We start from the raw sequence: 20,596 nt of genomic DNA, 5'->3' as shown, positions 1-20,596 counted from the left end.
CAAGTCCTATTTTTCATCTTCAGGCAAAAAAAGAGCGGGCTATCTTTTCGATAACCAGCTCTTTTTTGATATTTAGCCCTATGCCTTAACTTAATGACATTGACCATCTGGTCGGTGCTTTTTGCATTTTGGGGATGTAAGGTGAGAGGCGGCGAACCCCTGCAAGGGTTCAGACCGCGCGGAACGCAGCAAAGCAGAGCGAGCACGGCATGGACATGTACCGCTAAGGTTGTCTTCATCGAGTAGGTGTCGATAGTACGTTAAAGCAGACATGTCCATACTCCCCTCGTCTCCATATGTTAAATCCACAACAGGGACCTTAAAGATGACTTCTACATGCTTTTCGTAGACAATCACCTTTTCCACATAGCTGCCGATGAACTTCTTGATCTCAGGAAGATCGCGGTTTGCGATGTGGGTCCCGAACTTAGAAAGCAGTTGTCGCAGAGTATCCTCTGTGATGGCTGCTTTTTCTTTTACGGCGTCCTATAGAGTATTAGCGTTTCAGCGTGTATGCATCCTTTCTGCCGGATAGGAATAGTCCAAGGAGAGAATTTCCTTGAGTGAGACCTTTCTTGAAATCATTAGAATCAGATATAATGATGAAAAGATGTTCACAGTTAGATTCGAGGTGCCGATCCATGATTCTGAGTACCAAACTTTATATCCCGCAAACGCGGCGCGATGACCTTGTTGAGCGGGCGGCGATCACCGAGCTATTAAATAAAGGATTAAAGAGTAAACTTACATCCGTAACGGCTCCCGGGGGGTACGGCAAAACAACAGCTTTGAGTCAGTGGCTGCAGCAGTCCGCCATACCTGCCGTATGGATTTCCTGGGGCTCTCAAGATAATGACCTGATTGAGTTTTGGAGCTATACGATCGCTGCAGTCAATAGTAAGAACTCCCATTTTGCGGAAGCAGTCACCCCGTATTTGCCATCCTTAAAGTCGGGAGCGTTTGAGCCATTACTCTCAGCTATGATTCGCGAGCTTGAAAGCTATTCAGATGAATTGGTCATGATTTGGGACGATTATCACGCGATTGATCTTGCCCTCATTCACGCTTCGGTGGCTTATTTTCTTGCTTATTTGCCCGCTCACATCCACCTCTATGTAACAAGCCGGGCTGAAATGCCCTTTCCTACGGCAAGGCTGCAGACGACTGGCCAAATGGTGAAAATCACGATTCAGGAGCTGCGATTTCAACTTGCGGAGGGAATTCGTTATTTTCAGGATTGCATGGGATTGCCACTGTCGGGAGAAAAGATAGCGGTGCTGGTTCACCGCACGGAGGGATGGATCAGCGGACTGTATCTTGCGGCCATTTCGCTGCAAAGAAGCGGCAATTATTCGGATTTTATCCGCGCCTTTAGCGGGGAACACCGCAACATATCCGATTATCTGTTTCAGGAGGTTTTTAGTCTCCAGCCGAGCGAGATTCAGTCCTTTCTATTGGAAACTTCGATTGTAGACAGGATTAATGGCCCGTTGTGCGAGACGGTTACCGGACAAGCGAATTGTCAGGAGTTGCTGGAAATGCTGGAACAGAATAATTTGTTCATTGTTTCATTGGATGATCAGCGGGAGTGGTATCGCTATCATCATTTGTTTTCCGAGTTTTTACGGAGGCTTTTCCGGCAGAGGTATGCGGGACGAACGAAGGAGTTGCATGTCAAGGCAGCCCATTGGCTAGAGAAGCACGGATTTTTGGAAGAAGCGGTAGAGCAATTGTTTATGGATGGGCATCATCCCGAAGCAAGCTCTTTGATCGAAAAGCATCTGCAAAACCTTCATGCGAAGAGAGGGGTGCTTTATCGATGGTTGCGCGATCTGCCGGAGTCCTGTTTTACTGGAAAGCCGGGAATTCAGTTTCTTTATGTCAAAGTGATGGTCGAAACCAATGAACTGGAGTTGGCACAAGCAAGACTTCGCTTAATGGAGGACAAGCTAACGGATCCTGAATGGAAACCTTACGCAGGAACCGTTCATTTTTTGTCCGCGGCTGTTTCTTTTTACCGAAGAGACTTTCGACGAGCGAATGAATATTTTGAAATATTTGATCGGCATACGCCAGAGGGCAGCTACATCCAGATGATTGAAGCGAACTCGTTTTCGATGTATTTCGATACATTGTTGAGCTTTTTCGATGATTTGCATGATGCGGAGAGATTCTTTTATAAATGGATCAAAGTGTGGGAAGGTAGAGACAATTACCCCTACGTTGGTTTTTTCTACAATACGTACAGTTTGCTGTTATATGAATGGAACCGCTTGGAAGAAGCTGAAGCTTATGCGGAAAGGGTACTGAGTTCAGCGTGCATGCAGCCCTATGCTCTTATTCTGTTAAGTGCTTCTATCAATGCTGCGCGGATCTGTCAGGCTAGGGGGGATTCGGCCAAAGCGTTGGAGTTGCTGGAGCGGGTTAAACCTAAGATCGATTCAGTGGACAAAAGAATGTTTATGAGGAGGATAGAGGCGGAGAAGGCCTATGTATCGCTGGCGAGCGGTTCTTTCGATGAGCGTTGGCTGCAAACATGCGGCATCAAGCATACCGATACGATCCCGCCCGGTCCGATCAAAGAATATCTTTATTTGGTAAGTGCACTTATGGAACACCGGGAAGTTGATGAAGCTTTGCAACTGCTGGAACAATTGTACCGGCTTGCCGATAAGGCTGATCGGACCTGGGATAAGGTTAAGGTGGTTATCCTGCAAAGTATGGCTTTTTATCGAAATGGAGATATGACGAACGCTGTAATGAAGCTTGAAGCGGCACTCCAATTGGCGGAACCGGGGAAATACATCCGCAGCTTCGTGGATGAAGGGGCAAAGATGGCTGAGCTGTTACGTGAATATATCCGTCAAAGGCAGATCAACGTTAACCGTAAGTCTGCGAGCATGCTCTACGCCAGGGAATTGCTTTTGCTGATGTCGGATCCTATGAATGAGACTGGAAGCTCGGGAGCTCTTATCACGAAACAGGAATTAAAAATATTACGGATGATTGACATGGGGCTGTCGAATAAACAGATCGCTGAACAGCTTCAAATCACAGCCGAAACGGTCAAGAGCCATCTGAAAAGTATGTATAGAAAACTTCAAGTGAACAGCAGAGAACAGGCACTGGAGCAAGGAAAAGAATTAAAATGGTTGTAGAAAGCTATTTATCACAATTGAGGAGAATTATTATTATACAATAAATATTGGTATGAGGTATATCCCCCATTATTTTAACGTTCCTCCCCCTTAGATGGGGGATTTTTTTTGTGTTGAAATCGTCTTATATTAGGACGAAAGTGGCAATAATCGACAAGCGCGGCGAGGAAAATATCAGTGTTTGTCGGTTGCAATCATAATTACAAATAAAGAGGTGTATATGAATTTATGAAACTATCTACATCAGGACTCAAGATGTGGTCTTCCCGATCAGGGAGGATTGTTCTGACATGCTTACTCGCCTTGATGCTCCTCCCATTCATGGGTGCAGGCAAGGTAGCACATGCGACCTCGCCAACTTGGGCGGCGGTGGGACAAACTGTGCAACCGTCCAACGTGCAAACCTTCCTCAAAGTGGGAGGGACGCTGTATGCAGGGACGGCGACGCCGGGATACGAGGACAACGACGTATGGTCGAACAGCAACGGTACTTGGACGAAGATGAACGGTTCGCCGAGCGTGGTGCGCACCTTGCTCGCCGATGCAAATGGCACGTTGTATGCGGGGGGGTGGGGTGACGGCAACAACGTATGGACGTATACGGCCAGAGACGGTTGGAAACAGATGATGGGTTCGCCGGGCAATGTGTATTCCTTGATCATCGATGTAAACGGTGCGATTTATGCAGGGACTTCGAATGGCTCTAGCAACGACGTATGGACGTACACGGCTGTTGGCGGTTGGACGAAGATGATGGGTTCGCCGGGTGATGCACAAGCCTTGACCTATATAAATGGCACGCTATATGCAGGGACTGGAAGCAACGGCGTATGGGCGAACAGTAACGGTAGCTGGACGCAGATAAGCAGCGGCGTTAGCAATCCCAAATATGTAGCTTCGTTGGTTAATGGAAACGGCACGCTGTATGCGGCGGGGACTCTAAGCGGAGACAACCGCAGCGTTTGGACGTACAATAACAGCAACAGTACATGGACGCTAATAAACGGTGCGCCGGCGAGAGCGAAAACCTTGCGCTACGCGAACGGCACGCTGTATGCGGGGACTGCCTCCGGTTCCGGTTCCGATGACGTATGGACGTACACGACTGGCGGCGGTTGGGTGAAGATGACCGGCGCACCGGGCAGTGTATATGCCTTGCTCGATGACAACGGGACGTTGTATGCAGGGACGCAGACCGGACGCAACGACGTATGGACGAACAATAACGGCACGTGGACGCAGATGGGCGTTTTGCCAGGCAGAACCAACACCTTGTTCAGTGCCAATGGCACGTTGTATGCGGGGACAGATAATGACACGAATGCCGTGTGGGCATACACGGCCAGTGGCGGATGGACACAGATGAGCGGCTCGCCGGGCTATGTGTATGCCTTGATCAATGTAAACGGCAAGCTGTATGCGGGGACTAGTAATGACGACAATGACAATGACGTATGGACGTATGACACGACCGCGCCTACGCCCGCATGGACGCAGATGACGATCAGTAATGCGCCGAGTAATGTGTATACCTTGCTCAATGTCAATGGTACGTTGTATGTGGGGAGTAATAACGGTAACAATGACATATGGACGTATGATACTGCCGCGACTTCGCCCGAATGGACGCAGATGACTGCAGGCAATGTGCCAAGTTATGTGAATGCCTTGGTCAATGTGAACGGCACGTTGTATGCGGGAACAGGGGGCGGTACGAACGACGTATGGACGTATGACACGACCGCGACTTCGCCTGCATGGACGCAGATGACGGCAAGCAATATGCCGAGTAGTGTGCATGCCTTAATCAATGTGAACGGTACGTTGTATGCGGGAACCTCTGTAGGTCACAATGACGTATGGACCTACGATACGAACGCAACTACACCCGTATGGACGCAGATGACGACCAGCAATACGCCGGGTAGTGTGAACGCCTTGATCAATGTGAACGGTACGCTGTATGCAGGGATTGATTACAATAATAACGACATATGGTCGTACAGCAACGGTACATGGGAACAGGTAAGCGGTTCGCCGAATCAAATAAATTCCCTCCTATGGGCAAATGGCAACCTATATGCAGGGGGAAACAACGGTGTAGAGCAACTGATCGCTCCCGGAGCGCCTGTGAATCTGCAGGTCAACAGCACGACGTCTACATCGACTACGCTGTCATGGGATACCGTATCAGGAGCGACTGGCTACTACATTTACGAAAATGGGGGCAATACGGCGATTGCCACCGTGACTAGCGCCACCTATACGGTGAACGGACTGGTGCCGAACACCCCTTATACGTTTGCGGTGAGCGCATTCAATGCGGCCGGTGAATCGGCGAAGAGCGGGGTGATCACTGTTCAGACACCGAGCACAGATGCAACATTGACCTCCACCATAGGAACGGTAAGCACAGGCGGAACCGCGAATGAAAGCATCACGAACATTCCATATGCCACAACGTTAGACGAGCTGAAAGCAGCGATTACACCGGCAGCAAATGCAACGTATAAAGTCTATGATGCAGACGGAACCACGGAAGCGACTGCTCTGGCGACGGGCAAGAAGGTCATTGTTACCGCGCAGGATGGGATCACGAAGGTCACGTATACGGTAACGGTGAATTTAAGCACAGATGCAACGTTGACATCGACCATAGGAACGGTAAGCACAGGCGGAACCGTGAGTGAAAGCATCACGAACATTCCATACGGCACAACGTTAGCTGCGCTCAAGGCAGCGATCACGAAGGCAGCGAATGCAACGTTTGAAGTGTACGATGCAGACGGAACCACCGTAGCTACAGCTTTGGCAACAGGCAAAAAGGTCATTGTAACGGCGCAGGATGGAACTACGAAGGTGACGTATACGGTAACGGTGAACTTAAGCACAGCTGCAACATTGACCTCCACCATAGGAACGGTAAGCACAGGCGGAACCGCGAATGAAAGCATCACGAACATTCCATACGGCACAACGTTAGCTGCGCTCAAGGCAGCGATCACGCCGGCAGCGAATGCAACGTTTGAGGTGTACGATGCAGACGGAACCACCGTAGCTACAGCTTTGGCAACGGGCAAGAAGGTCATTGTTACCGCGCAGGATGGAACCACGAAGGTAACGTATACGGTAGCGGTTATTCCGTCGTATACGGTAACGTATAACGGCAACGGCGCTACCTCTGGCAACGTTACGGCCGATAGCGGCTCATATGCGCAGGGCGCCACAGTTTCGGTTTATGGCAACACGGGAAATCTGTTGAAGACCGGCTACACATTCGCAGGTTGGAACACGCAAGCGGATGGCAACGGAACGACTTATGCCGCTGGCGCTACGTTCAGCATGGGAACAGCGAATGTGACGCTGTACGCGAAGTGGACGGCGAATCCTACCTACACCGTAACCTATAGAGGTAATGGAAACTCTGGAGGCAGCGCACCAACCGATAGCGGCTCGTATGCGCAGGGCGTCACGGTGTCGGTGTATGGCAACACTGGAAATCTGGTGAAAGCGGGCTACACATTCGCGGGTTGGAACACGCAAGCGGATGGCAACGGAACGACTTATACCGCAGGCACTACGTTCAGCATGGCAACGGCGAATGTGACGCTGTACGCGAAGTGGACGGCAAATCCTACCTACACCGTAACCTATAACGGCAACGGGGCTACCTCTGGCAGCGTACCGACCGATAGCAGCTCGTATGCGCAGGGCGTCACAGTTTCGGTGTATGGGAACACCGGAAATCTGGTGAAAACGGGCTACACATTCGCAGGTTGGAACACGCAAGCGGATGGCAACGGAACGACTTATACCGCAGGCACTACGTTCAGCATGGGAACGATGAACGTGACGCAGTATGCGAAGTGGACGGCGAATCCTACGGCGAATCCAACCTACACCGTAACCTATAACGGCAATGGGGCTACCTCTGGCAGCGTTCCGGCCGACAACAGCTCGTATGCGCAGAGCGTCACGGTGTCGGTGTACGGCAACACTGGCAATCTGGTAAAGACCGGCTATACGTTCTCTGGCTGGAACACAGCTGTGGACGGAAGCGGAACGACTTATACCGCAGGCACTACGTTCAGCATGGGAACGACGAATGTGACACTGTACGCGAAGTGGACGGCAGATCCGATGGCGAATCCTACCTACACCGTAACCTATAACGGTAATGGCAACTCCGGAGGCAGCGCACCGACCGATAGCGGCTCGTATGTGCAGGGCGTTACAGTTTCGGTGTATGGGAACACTGGCAATCTGGTGAAGACCGGCTACACGTTCGCGGGTTGGGACACGCAAGCGGATGGAAACGGAACGACTTATGCCGCTGGCGCTACGTTCAGCATGGGAGCTACGAATGTGACACTGTACGCGAAGTGGACGGCCAACAACACGGGCAGATCTTCTAGCGGCGGTGGAAGCTCATCATCAACGTCCACAATCGATATAGTTACCTCGACCAACGGTACACTGACGCTCCCCGTCGGCAAAACGGGTGAGGTTAGCTTGGGTGATGCGGTCAACATCTCGATTCCTGCCGATGCTTCCGACAAAGAGCTGAAATTAACGATCGAAATAGTAGCAGACGCTCAAAAGTTGCTCACGAAAAACGATGTTCTGGCCAGCCCGGTAGTCGAAATTCTGAAGAATTTCCCGGAGAACTTCAGCAAGGAGATCACGCTGACCTTCACCTTCGACCTGAAAAGCATGAAGAAAGGTCAACAGCCTTCCGTATTCTACTATGACGAAGCGAAGAAGGTATGGGTGAAAGTCGGCGGCACGGTAAACGGCAATACCATCACCGTAAAAGTTAACCACTTCACGAAGTATGCGGTATTAGGCGAAGGGCAAGATTCAGATTCGACGGCAGACACGAAGCAAGCTGTCAACTTCAACGATATCTCCGTACACTGGGCGGAAGCTACCATCAAGCAAGCGGTAAGCGCCGGAATTGTCAGCGGCTATCCGGACGGCACGTTCAAGCCGGATCATACCGTAACGCGTGCGGAATTTGCGGTCATGCTGATGAACGTGCTCAAACCGCAAGGAGACGGCTTGGTACTAGCGTTCACCGATAAGGCGAAGATCGGCGCTTGGGCGCAGAAGTCGGTCGCACAAGCGATGTATGCAGGTATCATTACAGGCTACGAGGACAGCACTTTCCGTCCGGATGCCGAAATCACTCGCCCAGAGATGGCAGTGATGATCGCCAAAGCGCTGGGACAGTCCGTTGAAAATACAACGGCAACAGGCTTTGCGGACGACAAGGACATTCCAGCATGGGCGAAGGGCGCAGTGGCGGCGATGAAGAAGCTTGGCATTATCGAAGGCAAAGGCGCGGACGAATTTGCTCCTGTGGAAAAGACTACGAGAGCAGAGGCAGTAACGGTGCTACTGAAGATGCTGGCGCAAAAGGGCAAGTAAATGAACCTCTTGCAAGGGTGCTTTGAAGTCAAATTCAAAGCACCCTTGTTTTTGAATAAAAGGTGGGTCCAATTCCCCGCAGCTCGCTGCGAGGAAATTTATTCTTACAACTTGTCCCAGTGTCTTTCTGTATTATTCTGGGTTGCTGTTGATGGGTCGCCTTCGTGACTGTAAATTGAATCAAGTTCGGAAGCTCAAATGGCAACTAACAACGAAGCGACATCCGTTAACCTTGGATAACAGCACAAAATAAATTTTCTCACAGTTCTCCACATTCATCCAAGCATTTCTTTACAGGCTAACATCCTATGTATACGAGAACATGGTCTATAGCGGTTGTTTTGCTTCGGTAAAAGCAAAAAATGTGGATAGGGATGTGGAAAGATTGAAGGTAAAAAAGCCAATACGTAAATTGAAAGTCAAAATTAATGTGCTGCGAAGCCTGAGGAAGAATAAAAAGAAAAGAAAAACTTTAGGATTACTAATCGATAAACGATATGCTCCTCGAATATTAAGACGTGGGAAGGAACCGGAATTAACGGGACGTATCGTTGTGCCAGGGAATTCCCAATACAACTCGGCTCGTCGGGAGTTCAACACCTACTTTAACAAATTTCCGCGAGTGATCGTATTTGCTCAGAAGACTCAAGATGTAATCAACGCCCTTCGTTGGGCTCGCTATAATAACGTACCGATTCGTATGCGCTCCGGCCGTCACAGTTACGAGGGCTTATCTGTCGTTGACGGAGGAATCGTAATTGACGTGAGCGACATGCACGAGGTGGATGTGAACCGCAAGCGTGGCATTGCCACGGTGCAGGCGGGCATTAGGGGTGGTGCCTTGAACTCAGCGCTTTGGAACGAAAGGTTAGTAGTGCCCGTAGGACTTTGCCCAACGACAGGTATTGCTGGAGTTACTCTTGGAGGCGGTCACAGTATTCTGTCTCGTCCCTATGGTCTCACGCTCGACCATTTGGTTGATATAGAAATGGTTAACGCTGAAGGACGCTTGATTCACGCCAGTGCTAACAAGAACCCTGACCTCTTCTGGGCATTACGTGGTGGCGGTGGTGGAAACTTCGGAATCTGCACAAACTTCCGCTTCCGTACTCACCCCATTGAAACAGTTGGTTTTGCCGAAATCGGTTGGGACCTTCGTTATTTGGAAGCAGTCCTTCGGACTTGGCAGGGCTATACGGTTCCAGGAGCTAACGAGCGGCTCACCGTTACCCTTGGGATTGCAAATGGACGGCAATCCTCACAGTCAAGATCTTCAAACCAGCAGTCTTCAGAGAATTTTCAAATATTGATGCAGGGGGTCTTCCTAGGATCTGCTAAAAAGCTACGACAATTACTCCAGCCATTACTTCGGTCTGGGTCGCCACGGAAGGTAGTTATCAAGGAGATACCTTGGATTGAGTCCGTTGGACTAGTAGCGAAGACTACGCCAACAACTCCCTTTCCCTTTAAAAGTGTTGGACCCTACGTCTATCATCGGCTGCCCGAGGCTGCCATTGCCACAATACGGCGTTACATTGAATCACCGCCTACTTCTGGCGTCTCTATTTTCCTTCACGGCTTAGGCGGTGCGGTAGCTAAGGTGCCGAATCGCGCTACAGCTTACTACTATCGCCGGGCTTTGTATAATATGACTCCGACTGCAACCTGGAACACACAAGCGGATCGAGACGGGGAATCCGTTGGGTAGAAAACTTCCGTAAGGCAATGCTCCCTTATACCCGCGGTGTCTACGTCAATACACCAGACCTCCAAATTAAAAACTGGCAGCAGGCTTACTACGGTAGTAATTTCGCCAGACTGACACGAGTAAAGGCGGATTACGACCCTAAGAACATCTTCCATTTTCCACAGAGCATCCCGCCAGCACGCAGGTAGTGTTTGAAGCTCAAAAGTGAGGAAGGGCTACAAGCTCTCGGTTCGTCGAATGACTGAGCCAGAGAGTGTGTTTGGACAATTGAAGAGTAACCGGAACTCCCGGCGATTCCTGCTTCACGGCTTGCCAAAAGTGAGCCTGGAAGTGGGAGGCTTTCGCTTGCCCATAAAATGCTCAAATGGGTAACAGAGAACCAAAAAGGGCAGATTCAGAAGCAAGTTTGAGCCCTGATTCAACCGCTTTTTGTCATTATTAAGGAAAAGAGCTGTCTCTCAGTAGTAAAAACTACTTTTGAGACAGCACCTTGCCGTTATTTAACAGGCTCTCCTTGGGATGGAGGGGACTTAATGCAAGATACGCTGTTGTAAGATTCGAAACAATGGCCCAGATCTGGTATCCGATCGCACAGAGGGGCCGGTTTTGCATGTTATGCTAGAGCTTTTGTGTGGACGGAAAGAACAGTTCATTTCGTTTGGCGGGGTTTGATCAGCTTGTTCCCGAATGATCATTCTAACCATAGCCTGCGAGATACATAGAGAAAACTATCAACGCATATTGAAAAAAGAACTAGAGCATTTAGAAAGTTTAAATTCGAAAAGTAGCTAAGGAACGGATTTTCGATTCTATTGCTTGCTTCTATAATGTAAAACGAATTGGTTCCCCTATCGAGTGTTTTACACCCAATTGGTACGAACATTTACCGTCAACTGCGCTATTTTCTCGATTAGTTAAATTCGATCTATTGACAGAAATTCAATGTAAGCGCTTTAATGGTGACTGTAATGACTCGCAATCCAAGTAAATAGGAGAGGGGAATTAAGAAAGGGGAATATGGGGAAATGATCTAATCTTTCTCGCAGTACAGGAGAGAGATTCAAAGGCAAATGTATAAAGCTAACAATTTTAACAAGAGGAGAAAATGAAAATGAAGAAGAAAGCTAATATTATTTGCAGCTTCATCCTCTCACTGGCTCTGCTAGTTGGTTTATTTCCAGCAATGCATGTTCATGCAGCGGGCAGCTATTCCGGAGCGCCGCAAAACTTATCCGTACCTCCATTAGCCTTTGATGAATCAAAAATTGTACTTACCTGGGAAAAGCCGGATGACTATTATAAAAGTGCAGTAAAAATCGTGGACTATGAGGTATACCAGGATGGAAAACGTCTCGGTTTTGCAAGCGAAAATTTTAAAGACAATTATTCCTATGTCAATACGTATATGGACGCATTTTACGGGAAATTGAGCACGCAGCATCATCGGATCAGTATCCTTTCCTATACGGCGACCGGTCTAGCACCCAAGACGAATTATGAATTTAAGGTGCGGGCCGTTTACGCTGACAAGACAACGTCTGATTTTAGTGCGCCGCTTATCTTTTCAACCACGTCTACACCTATCGTCATAGACGCTGCCAGCCGTGGCGCAACCTATATTACTTCTAAGTCTGGAGACTATATAATTCGGGGCGCAAACAATAATGCAACGGTTATAAAAAATATCGCAGACAACACGGCCGCGATTCAGGCTGCGATCGACGCCACACCTCCAGGCGGCAAGGTTGTATTGAAGGGAAGCGGAAACAATGCGGAGCCTTGGTATTACACTAGCGGCTCATTGTTTCTGCACAGCAATATGACGTTCGAAATTGCAAAAGGGGCTGTATTGCTTGGCTCGCCTGTATTTGACCACTATCCGCGCAGCCTTCTGGTATATCCTTATTCACAGGATATCCGGACATATGGCCTCTTGAATGCCGTAACCTCGGACATTGGCTCCTTGGAGAACATCCGCATCGTTGGAGAGGGCGCAGTAGATGGAAACGGATGGAAGAATACTACCGCAAGCGTCGTACAGAACAAAACGGCGGTGGATCCATCTCCCGGTTTCACAGATCCAACCGGAAATGATTGGAAATTACCGAACTACCAGGGAGGCAGCAACTCAACTGTTGATAATAATAGCGCATCTGATTCCCTCGCAGTAAGAGGCATCCTCGCGGCTGATGCGATGTGGCAGTCGCGTCAGGATCAAACCCCGAATTCAGCTCTCTCGCAATGGTACAATGCTCGCCCCAATCTGACGGTAGCGCGCGGCGTGCACGGCTTGTATTACGAGGGGCTGACCTTCTATAATCCCGCTTTTCACGGAATCGTCAATTATCAGTCCGAGCAGATTACTGCTAACGGAATAGTTGCGATGATGTTCGACGCCAACAACGGCGATGGTATCGAGTTTGGTGACTGCCTTGATCTTAAGGTCATGAACAGCTTTTGGGATACCGGTGACGACGTCATCAACTTTGCAGCCGGTCAGGGCACGAGCGTACGCAATTTGACCGACAAAGTGGCAAGCGGAGAGGGCCGCGTTTTCAATAACTTTATTCGAAACGGCCATGGAGGCCTGTTGGCGATGGGCAGCCATACCGGCGGCTGGATCGGTGATCTGGTCGCGGAAGAGAATGTCTACAATACGAGCGAAACAGGAAGTAACGGCGTCTTGCGTATGAAGTCTGGCGCTACCACCGGCGGCGGTATCCGTAATATTGTCGTACGCGACAATGCGGTCAACTATTCGAGCGGTGGAAACAGCACGATTGTGATTGACACATCTTACACCGACGGTAACGCCAGCACAGCCTTCGGTCCGGAAAGCGAGCAGCCGCTGACGTTCGAAAACGTGCTGGTACGCAATATGACGGTGTCAAACACTAATGTACCGCTGATTAACGCAGGGGCACCCGGCAGCTCCGCCTATGCCGTAAGCCCAGTGCTGCGCAATTTCACGTTCGAGGATATCAAGATCCTTTCTTACGTTGGAAGTGGTGGTAACATTGCGATAAACGGCATCTCAGATGTTACGTTCCGCAATATTTCAGGTCTTCGAGGTGCCATTACAACCACCAACAGCAAAAACGTCACGATCGAGAATAGCGCTGGGACCGCCGATCGTAAGCCGGATGCGCTGAATGGGAGTGGCGCACTCACCGTGACGGCCAATACTTATAATGTCACTTTAAATTGGCCCGCCATCAATAATGCGACGCAGTACGTCGTGTTGGTTGATATGCTGGATGGCTATGGATATCAGCAAAAAAAGATTGTAACGAGTACGGGATCAGGTCCGCAATCCACGGTAATCGCGCTGCGCCCGAGCACCTCTTACAAAGTTGCGATCCGACCGGAGACGACAGGTGCAAATGCCTCCTATGGTAAACTGCTGGAGTCGATGGTAACGACGGGTGCTGCAACGCTTGGTGCATCTACGATTTCGACTACATCACCGAATTTTAAAGTTAAAGCTGCAAACATCACGGGTATTTCCTGGCAGGATTTCTCTTGGAATGCCGTTACCGACGCTGTATACGGTGTGCATTATTACGAGCTAACGGCAACGCCGAAAAATGCAAAATATGCTACCAAAACGTATAAAGCCTATTTTGAAAACTCCAGCCGGCTAGGTTACTCGCTGTGGGGGCTGGATGATGGCGTGACCTATGATGTCACGATGAAAGCCGTCAACTGGATTGGACAAAAAGGGCCTCAGTGGGGTCCGGTTACGATCACTACCGTTCCGGGCACCTTAATGCAGATTCCGACGTGGGCTCCCGGCAGCAAGCTTACCGTCAGCGGTGGCAAGCGGATTGGGGATGATATGACCATCACATGGAACGAAAAAGACGTGACGGATTATTCCAATGGCGATACCGCACGATTTGCCGGCTACCGCGTTTTGATTAACGGCGTGCCGGTGGACGGTGGAGCAGTTCAAGCGACCGCGAAACCAACCGTTAAACCGGGTCAAAATACTTATGTGCTTTCCACTGCCGGACTTCTTCCCAATATTCCTTATACAATCTCGGTGGAAGCGGGAAGCGAGATTCTAAAATACGCGTCAGGCTCAGGCGGACTTAGCGGCTCCACAGGCTTTACTGGTACAAAAAATACCGATCTTCCTCGGAACCAGTTGACTTTTGGAAAATGGACTGGTCATGGGCCAAGTGTAACGCGCACATTATTAACTCCGGTAGCCCCAACTATTACCACAAGCAACTTACCAAGTGGCGCAATTGGCGCAGCCTACAGTCAAAAGTTAGTTGCAACAGGCGATACCCCAATAACCTGGAGTATTGCAAGCGGTAGCTTGCCGGTAGGACTTTCACTGGAAGCATCGACAGGCAATATAAGCGGTACACCGATTGCAGCAGGTACAGCAAGCTTCACAGTAAAAGCTACAAACGATGTGGGAAGCACCTCCATTAATTTGAGCATTTCCATAAGCGGTAGCAGTAGAAGTAGCAGTGGCGGAGGCGGAGGCGGTAGCAGTGCCTCTACAAGTTATTCCGTGTCGGAAGGTACCAAGGCGACAAACGGTTCGGTTTCTTACGACATAGCCAAAGCAACTGCCGGAAGCAAGGTAACCATTACCGTCACGCCAAATGAGGGCTATAAGTTGGATACTATTAAGGTATTCGATCAAAATGGTAAGGAAGTAAACATCACTAAAAATGCAGATGGCACCTATAGCTTTATCATGCCTGAAGGCGGGGCTAAAGTTGAGCCTGCATTCAATAAGAAAGAACAAGCCAAAGGTGGAGACAAAGAAGTTCCGGGGACTTCAGATTCTAAAAAATTCACCGATGTAAGGGAAAATGATTGGTTCTATAATGGTATAAAATTTATGAGCGAAAAAGGGCTTATGGTAGGAACATCCGAAAACAGCTTTAGCCCAACTCAAAATATCACTAGAGCCATGTTAGTGACTATTCTTTATAGACTAGAAGGCAATCCGTCAGCATTGGAAAGCAGCTTTACGGATGTTAAGACAGACACATGGTATAGTGGTGCCGTTGCTTGGGCTTCATCAAACACCGTTATAAGTGGCTATGGAAATGGGCTCTTCGGACCGAATGATGACATATCAAGAGAACAACTATGCACTATACTGTACAATTATGCAAAGCATAAAGGATATGACATTTCTAGTACCAAGAACGTGGATGCCTTTACTGACGGAAATAAATTATCAAGCTGGGCTAAAGGACCTATGGAATGGGCAATAGGCTCAGGGTTAATCGGTGGCTATGAAAATAATATTCTTGCTCCGACAGATACTGCAACCAGAGCACAATCATCGACTATCATCCAAAGGTTCATTGAAAAAGTTGTAAAATAAAATATCAATAAATACAAATGAGCAGCTGACTTTGAGGAGTCAGCTGCTTATTTTGGTTGTGCCATGCATGTCGATTAACTAATTTTCGGGTGATAAAACCATCCCTTTGTATTTGATCATAAACAGAGGCAACCCCATGGGTTCATTTCCGCGCGCAGGGAGCGGCAAGGGAATGCCCGTATTTGTGCGTTCGTGTGGACGAGCATGGCATCGAAGTTTACCGCTGCAATCTGCTTCGTTGCTAGGTAATCGGGATTTCGATGCTCCCCTCAGAATCTTGACCCACTCTCCCATCAAGGGTTTAAGGCACTTTTAGGGGAAGAGGTTCGAGTCGGTGTTAGTGGAGTAGGCCTGTCGGACGTTGTTTGATCGGATTTTATTTATGATATAATGGAAGCAAAAGAAATCTATTTTATTTATACTTCCCGTCCTGATTTGAAGATTGAGGAGAAATGGGCAGGATTTAAAAGATGGCGGTAAAGCTGAGATTGCTATAAGGTCTTCCAATTGTTGATATTGACGTCATTTTTGATGGACGAAAACTTCATATTAAAAATGTACTCTTAGATACTGGATCAGTAATATAGCCATATCAAATGAATAGAAGAAGGGAAATGAGGATGGATTTTTCAAAAAGGCTAGGAGAGTTGAACATCCAATATGCGATAAAAGGCGAAGTCAGAACAAGGCTGGAGGATAATCTTCAAATCCTTACAAAGGAGCGATTAAGTTTACTTGCTTCCAGTTACGAACTTCCAGGTCGATCCAAGATGAAGAAGCAGGACCTTGCAGATGCGCTGTATCAGCATCTTATGGATGTCAATGTAGTGAGAGCTGCCTTATTAATTGCAGAAACTAAGGAGTGGGAATTAATAAATAGGCTTCTAGAGGCTCCTTATGTCCAGGATGACACACTGTATCCAGAGATATATTTGTTTTTGATGGGGAAAGGCTTGCTTTATTCCTTTTATAATGAGGAGAAGATGTACTTCTTAATTCCTGAGGAGATCAAGGAAGCGTATCATAGCCTACCGCAGAAAGCTTTCCTTGAAGACCGTGACCGTTTACAGTTAGTTTCACAGTATATCAATGCATCGGCTAATTTATATGGGATCTGTCCCCAGGACAAGATCATCGAAATTTTCAATTCACAAAATAAGTATCAACTGACTGTGAACGAGTTTTATAGTGTTTACGTAAAGATTTCAAGCAGGGGTCGAACATGGTACTTGGAACGCGGCGATGTTATCAGTGATTATTTTGATTATGATGATCGAGATGATAAAGATGCACTTCTTGAGGATGTTAAGTATAAACCTTACTATATTCCAGACAAGTGTGAGTTTCTAAAGTACGCAGAGTCGGATTATTTCGAAAAGACTCCTCAGTTGGCCAGCTTGCATAAATATATTTCACAGCACCTATGCAAGGATAAATGGCTTGCAGAATCCCTTGTGGAAGATATTCAGCTTATGTGCTCTATGGAAGAGCCGATAGACGCAATCGTGGATGAGTTTGAGAGAAGAAATATTCGTTTTAATACAAAGGAGCAACTGCAGGCGATTATACCGCTGATTATAGATGTCTATAATCATACTAGGATTTGGCCCAATCGTGGGCATACACCTGCTGAACTAGGTTCGAGCTCCAATCAGACAACAAAGAATAACAATATTATATATCTTGACCAGCAAGCAGTGTCTGTTAAGGTGGGGAGGAATGAGCCCTGCCCATGCGGGAGCGGTAAGAAGTATAAGAAATGCTGCGGCCAGTGAGGAATGATGGGCGGAAACTACGTGGTAGCATCAAAACTGTGACTACACCCGTAGAAGCCTATGTGGCGTTATCTTCGGACAGGGGGCAACTCCCCTTGTCTCTATAGTGTAAAAGCAAAAAGGAGCTTTGCCACTTGATGTGGCAGGCTCCTTTTTACACTTACACAGTATTGCAGCTGAGCATGGCATGGACATGTCTCGCTAAGGTTGTCAGCCTAGAGTAAGCTGCGTCAGAAGCTGAAAAATCTCAAAATGCCTTTTGAGCTTGAACATTTATTGAAGGCAGCCTCAGATATTCTATTAAATATGATATGATTACTTAGGGGATATTTTTCCATTTGCAGACTGCTTGACACTTAAAGGAGAATCGTAGAAATGGTATGGAAAACCATAGTTACAGCCGTCCGTTCGTCACCTTTTTTTATTTCGGTCATCGTATTTGGAGTGTTGATCGATTTGTTGTTTCGGTATCTTTCCTCTCTCAGCTATAAATATTTAATAGATAAAGCACTGCTGCCCCGTGATATAGAGGCTCTAGCGATCGTTGTCGGGGCATTGGTTGCCATAGGGCTACTGAACGTCATTACCGGAATTTCCAGTGACTACGCCAAAGCCCGGCTAGGTGCCAAAGTGTTGTTCGACTATCGGATCGCACTGTTTCGGCACATGCAAGCCCAGTCTCACCGATTCTATGATCGCTTCCAATTCGGCGACCTTCTTGCGAGGTATTCCGACGATATTCCGGAGATCCAGTCAGCATTGCTCCAGGCGTTTGGCGGGGGATTGTTATCCGTCTCCAGCGTCGCTATTGGTCTATGCATCCTGTTCACAATGGAGTGGAAGCTTACTCTGCTGGCCCTCGGGGGTACAATCCTGATCTTCGTGCCATACCGAATGCTGAAGTCTCGTTCGCTTGCCCTAACCCATACATACTATGAGCACCTTGGGCAGTTCAATAGCTCAATTGATGAGAACATGAAGGCCTATCGGGTGATCAGGGTGTTCGATATGCGCCAAAGTATGCTGAATAAAGTGGAAGGTATTCTTCGAACGATGGCATCAGTAGGTGTCAAGCGCTCTTTTGTCGATGCCAATCTGAATCGTCTGCCCTTGCTTGGCATTTCGATTTTGACGGCGATCATACTTGCGTACGGCAGCTATTTGACATTTGACGGAAGGCTTTCTATTGGTGAATTTATTGCCTATACCTCTGTCTTTTCTACTGTCGGTCAGTCTATGTACGGCATAGCTGCTATTCTGCCTTATATACTGGCGGCGAAAACAAGCCTTCAGCGCCTGCATCAGGTGATGGATTCGAAGCCGGAAGTGACAGAGCGGGGAGTCAAGGAGCTGCCCACCGTCCGTTCCCATATCGAGCTCCGCGATATCACCTTTGCCTATGTTCCCGGCGAGCCGGTACTTCAGCATTTTGATCTGAGCATTTCTTTGCGCGGATATACGTCTATTGTCGGCACAAGCGGCTCGGGAAAAAGTACGGTGCTTCAGCTCATGCTGCGATTCGCCGATCCGGAAAACGGATCTGTGATGTATGACGGCCACGATATTCGGGAAGTCCGGTATTCTTCACTGCTGGGGCAGGTCGGTATTGTTTTTCAGGATTCAATTCTTTTCCATGGCTCGATCCGCGACAATATCGTAGTAGGCAAGCCGAATGCGACGGATGAAGAGGTTGAGAAAGCTGCGCGAGCGGCCGAGATTCACGAAACCATTGCAGCGTTTCAGGAAGGCTATCATACCATGGTCCGCAATCACGGCGATAATTTGTCCGGTGGACAACGGCAAAGGATTGCGCTGGCCCGTGCGCTTTTAAGAAGTCCCAATATATTATTTCTGGACGAAGCCACTTCGGCGCTTGATCCGGATACGGAACAATCCGTCAATGAAACAATCCTGTCGCTCAGCCGCAGCATGTCAATTATTTCGGTGACGCATCGTTTGGCATACGCGGCGATGTCCGATCGTATCATCGTCCTCGATAAAGGCAAGGTAACCGAAACAGGGCAGCATGAGCAATTGTTGGAGCAGGATGGATTATACCGCCGAATGTGGGACAAGCAGCAAGGATTCGTGCTGTCCAGAAGAGGAAGCAACGCGCAGGTGCAAGCGGAACGTTTACGTAAGCTTCCTTTTTTCCAAGGAATCGAACAAGGCGCATTGGATCAACTATCCCGACTTTTTGTTGCTGAGAAAATCGATGCAGGAACGACTGTTTTCGAGCAAGGCGATCCAGGAGAAACCTTTTATTTGATTGCAAGAGGGAAGGTTGAAATTGTCAGGACTTCGAATTCGGGAGAACGTAGCAGGGTAGCGATACTGGAGGATGGCGATCATTTTGGAGAAATTGCGCTTATGCATCATATTCCGAGAACGGCTAGCGTCATTACGCTAACGCCCTGCTTGCTGCTGTCTCTGTCGTACGAACATTTTCACCCGCTAATGAAGAGTTATTCATCTATTCGGGAGGCGCTCGAAGCCACATTAAAAACGAGAATTCAAAGGAGAGAGAATTAATGCTGCAGTGGATTGTCGCCGAAACGGAACAAAAAGCAGAGGAGGGAGTACGGTTTTTGTGCCGGTACGCTGAAGATCTCGGCCTTCCTTACCAGTGGAGCAGCGTTCTCCAAGCAATCTATACTTCCATTTATGACAAAGGGTTTATGGTTGGGTTGGATCTCTCCGGTCAGGTACGCGGGGTTCTCGCATACACGTACGGCTACGGGGAGGATGGTAGCGAAGATCGAAACCGAATCGAAGTGCAGCTTATTTACTTTGAGTCGGGTTTTCGTGGCGGGAAGGGATTACTAGGAGCTATGGCGGCCTTGGTCGAACGTGAACTTGAATTGCATGACTTAGTGGACAAGATCGAGTTCTATTGTACACCGACCGACCAACATCAGAGGCTGCTTGGTAAATTTTCAACGCTTCACAGTACGGAACTGTATCCGTGCGGCATGCTGAGCTTATACGTCACGACACCAGAGAGACTGAGTCAATATGTCATGCGATACACCTCATGAAAGATGCAGGAAGAAACGGTTCAGCTCCGCTGAAAATCTACACTTCCTTTATTCGTTAAAAAACCGACATCGGCTGCCGGTCTTGATTGCCTCTATTGTCTTGGATTAGCTGGTCCACGTGTAGTCTT

General features: G+C 48.4%; 6 protein-coding genes and 2 pseudogenes. All 8 read left to right on the top strand.

The features are described 5' to 3' along the window. Positions 1–641: 641 nt before the first annotated feature. The 8 genes and pseudogenes from ACFQ0C_RS09020 to ACFQ0C_RS08985 all read left to right on the top strand — a co-directional run bounded on the left by ACFQ0C_RS09020 (position 642) and on the right by ACFQ0C_RS08985 (position 20,468). The gene (locus tag ACFQ0C_RS09020; protein ID WP_379365979.1) at positions 642–3,158 is read left to right on the top strand and encodes a winged helix-turn-helix domain-containing protein; all 2,517 of its coding nucleotides are present in this window, start codon (positions 642–644) and stop codon (positions 3,156–3,158) included. Positions 3,159–3,386: 228 nt separating this feature from the next. Further along, positions 3,387–8,588: an InlB B-repeat-containing protein gene (locus ACFQ0C_RS09015; protein ID WP_379365977.1), complete on the top strand. Its 5,202-nt coding sequence runs from the start codon at positions 3,387–3,389 to the stop codon at positions 8,586–8,588. 508 nt (positions 8,589–9,096) lie between these two features. Beyond that, positions 9,097–10,484: pseudogene (locus tag ACFQ0C_RS09010) on the top strand (FAD-binding oxidoreductase). Between the two features lie 25 nt (positions 10,485–10,509). Continuing rightward, a pseudogene (locus ACFQ0C_RS09005) lies at positions 10,510–10,706 on the top strand (transposase); the annotation flags it as partial. 701 nt (positions 10,707–11,407) lie between these two features. Then, positions 11,408–15,655, top strand: a complete 4,248-nt coding sequence (locus ACFQ0C_RS09000; RefSeq protein WP_379365975.1) for an S-layer homology domain-containing protein — start codon at positions 11,408–11,410, stop codon at positions 15,653–15,655. 620 nt (positions 15,656–16,275) lie between these two features. After that, the gene (locus tag ACFQ0C_RS08995; protein WP_379365973.1) at positions 16,276–17,430 is read left to right on the top strand and encodes a YecA family protein; all 1,155 of its coding nucleotides are present in this window, start codon (positions 16,276–16,278) and stop codon (positions 17,428–17,430) included. A 375-nt stretch (positions 17,431–17,805) separates the two neighbouring features. Beyond that, positions 17,806–19,962 carry an ABC transporter transmembrane domain-containing protein gene (locus ACFQ0C_RS08990; RefSeq protein ID WP_379365971.1) on the top strand — a complete coding sequence of 719 codons (2,157 nt, stop codon included), beginning with the start codon at positions 17,806–17,808 and terminating at the stop codon, positions 19,960–19,962. Further along, positions 19,962–20,468, top strand: a complete 507-nt coding sequence (locus tag ACFQ0C_RS08985) for a hypothetical protein (protein WP_379365969.1) — start codon at positions 19,962–19,964, stop codon at positions 20,466–20,468. Before ACFQ0C_RS08990 ends, ACFQ0C_RS08985 begins: the two co-directional genes overlap by 1 nt. The last annotated feature ends 128 nt before the right edge of the window (positions 20,469–20,596 follow it).

Origin of the sequence: Paenibacillus sp. GCM10027630 (assembly GCF_042676305.1) — a bacterium.
Lineage (GTDB): Bacteria > Bacillota > Bacilli > Paenibacillales > NBRC-103111 > Paenibacillus_S.
Note: the sequence above shows the minus strand (reverse complement) of the source record. Positions and strands in the feature narration are given on the sequence as shown.

Bases quoted from the DNA above. Each gene is read 5' to 3' on its own strand.
- ACFQ0C_RS09020 (WP_379365979.1), top strand. From the start codon at position 642: ATGATTCTGAGTACCAAACTTTATATCCCGCAAACGCGGCGCGATGAC.
- ACFQ0C_RS09015 (WP_379365977.1), top strand. From the start codon at position 3,387: ATGAAACTATCTACATCAGGACTCAAGATGTGGTCTTCCCGATCAGGG.
- ACFQ0C_RS09000 (WP_379365975.1), top strand. From the start codon at position 11,408: ATGAAGAAGAAAGCTAATATTATTTGCAGCTTCATCCTCTCACTGGCT.
- ACFQ0C_RS08995 (WP_379365973.1), top strand. From the start codon at position 16,276: ATGGATTTTTCAAAAAGGCTAGGAGAGTTGAACATCCAATATGCGATA.
- ACFQ0C_RS08990 (WP_379365971.1), top strand. From the start codon at position 17,806: ATGGTATGGAAAACCATAGTTACAGCCGTCCGTTCGTCACCTTTTTTT.
- ACFQ0C_RS08985 (WP_379365969.1), top strand. From the start codon at position 19,962: ATGCTGCAGTGGATTGTCGCCGAAACGGAACAAAAAGCAGAGGAGGGA.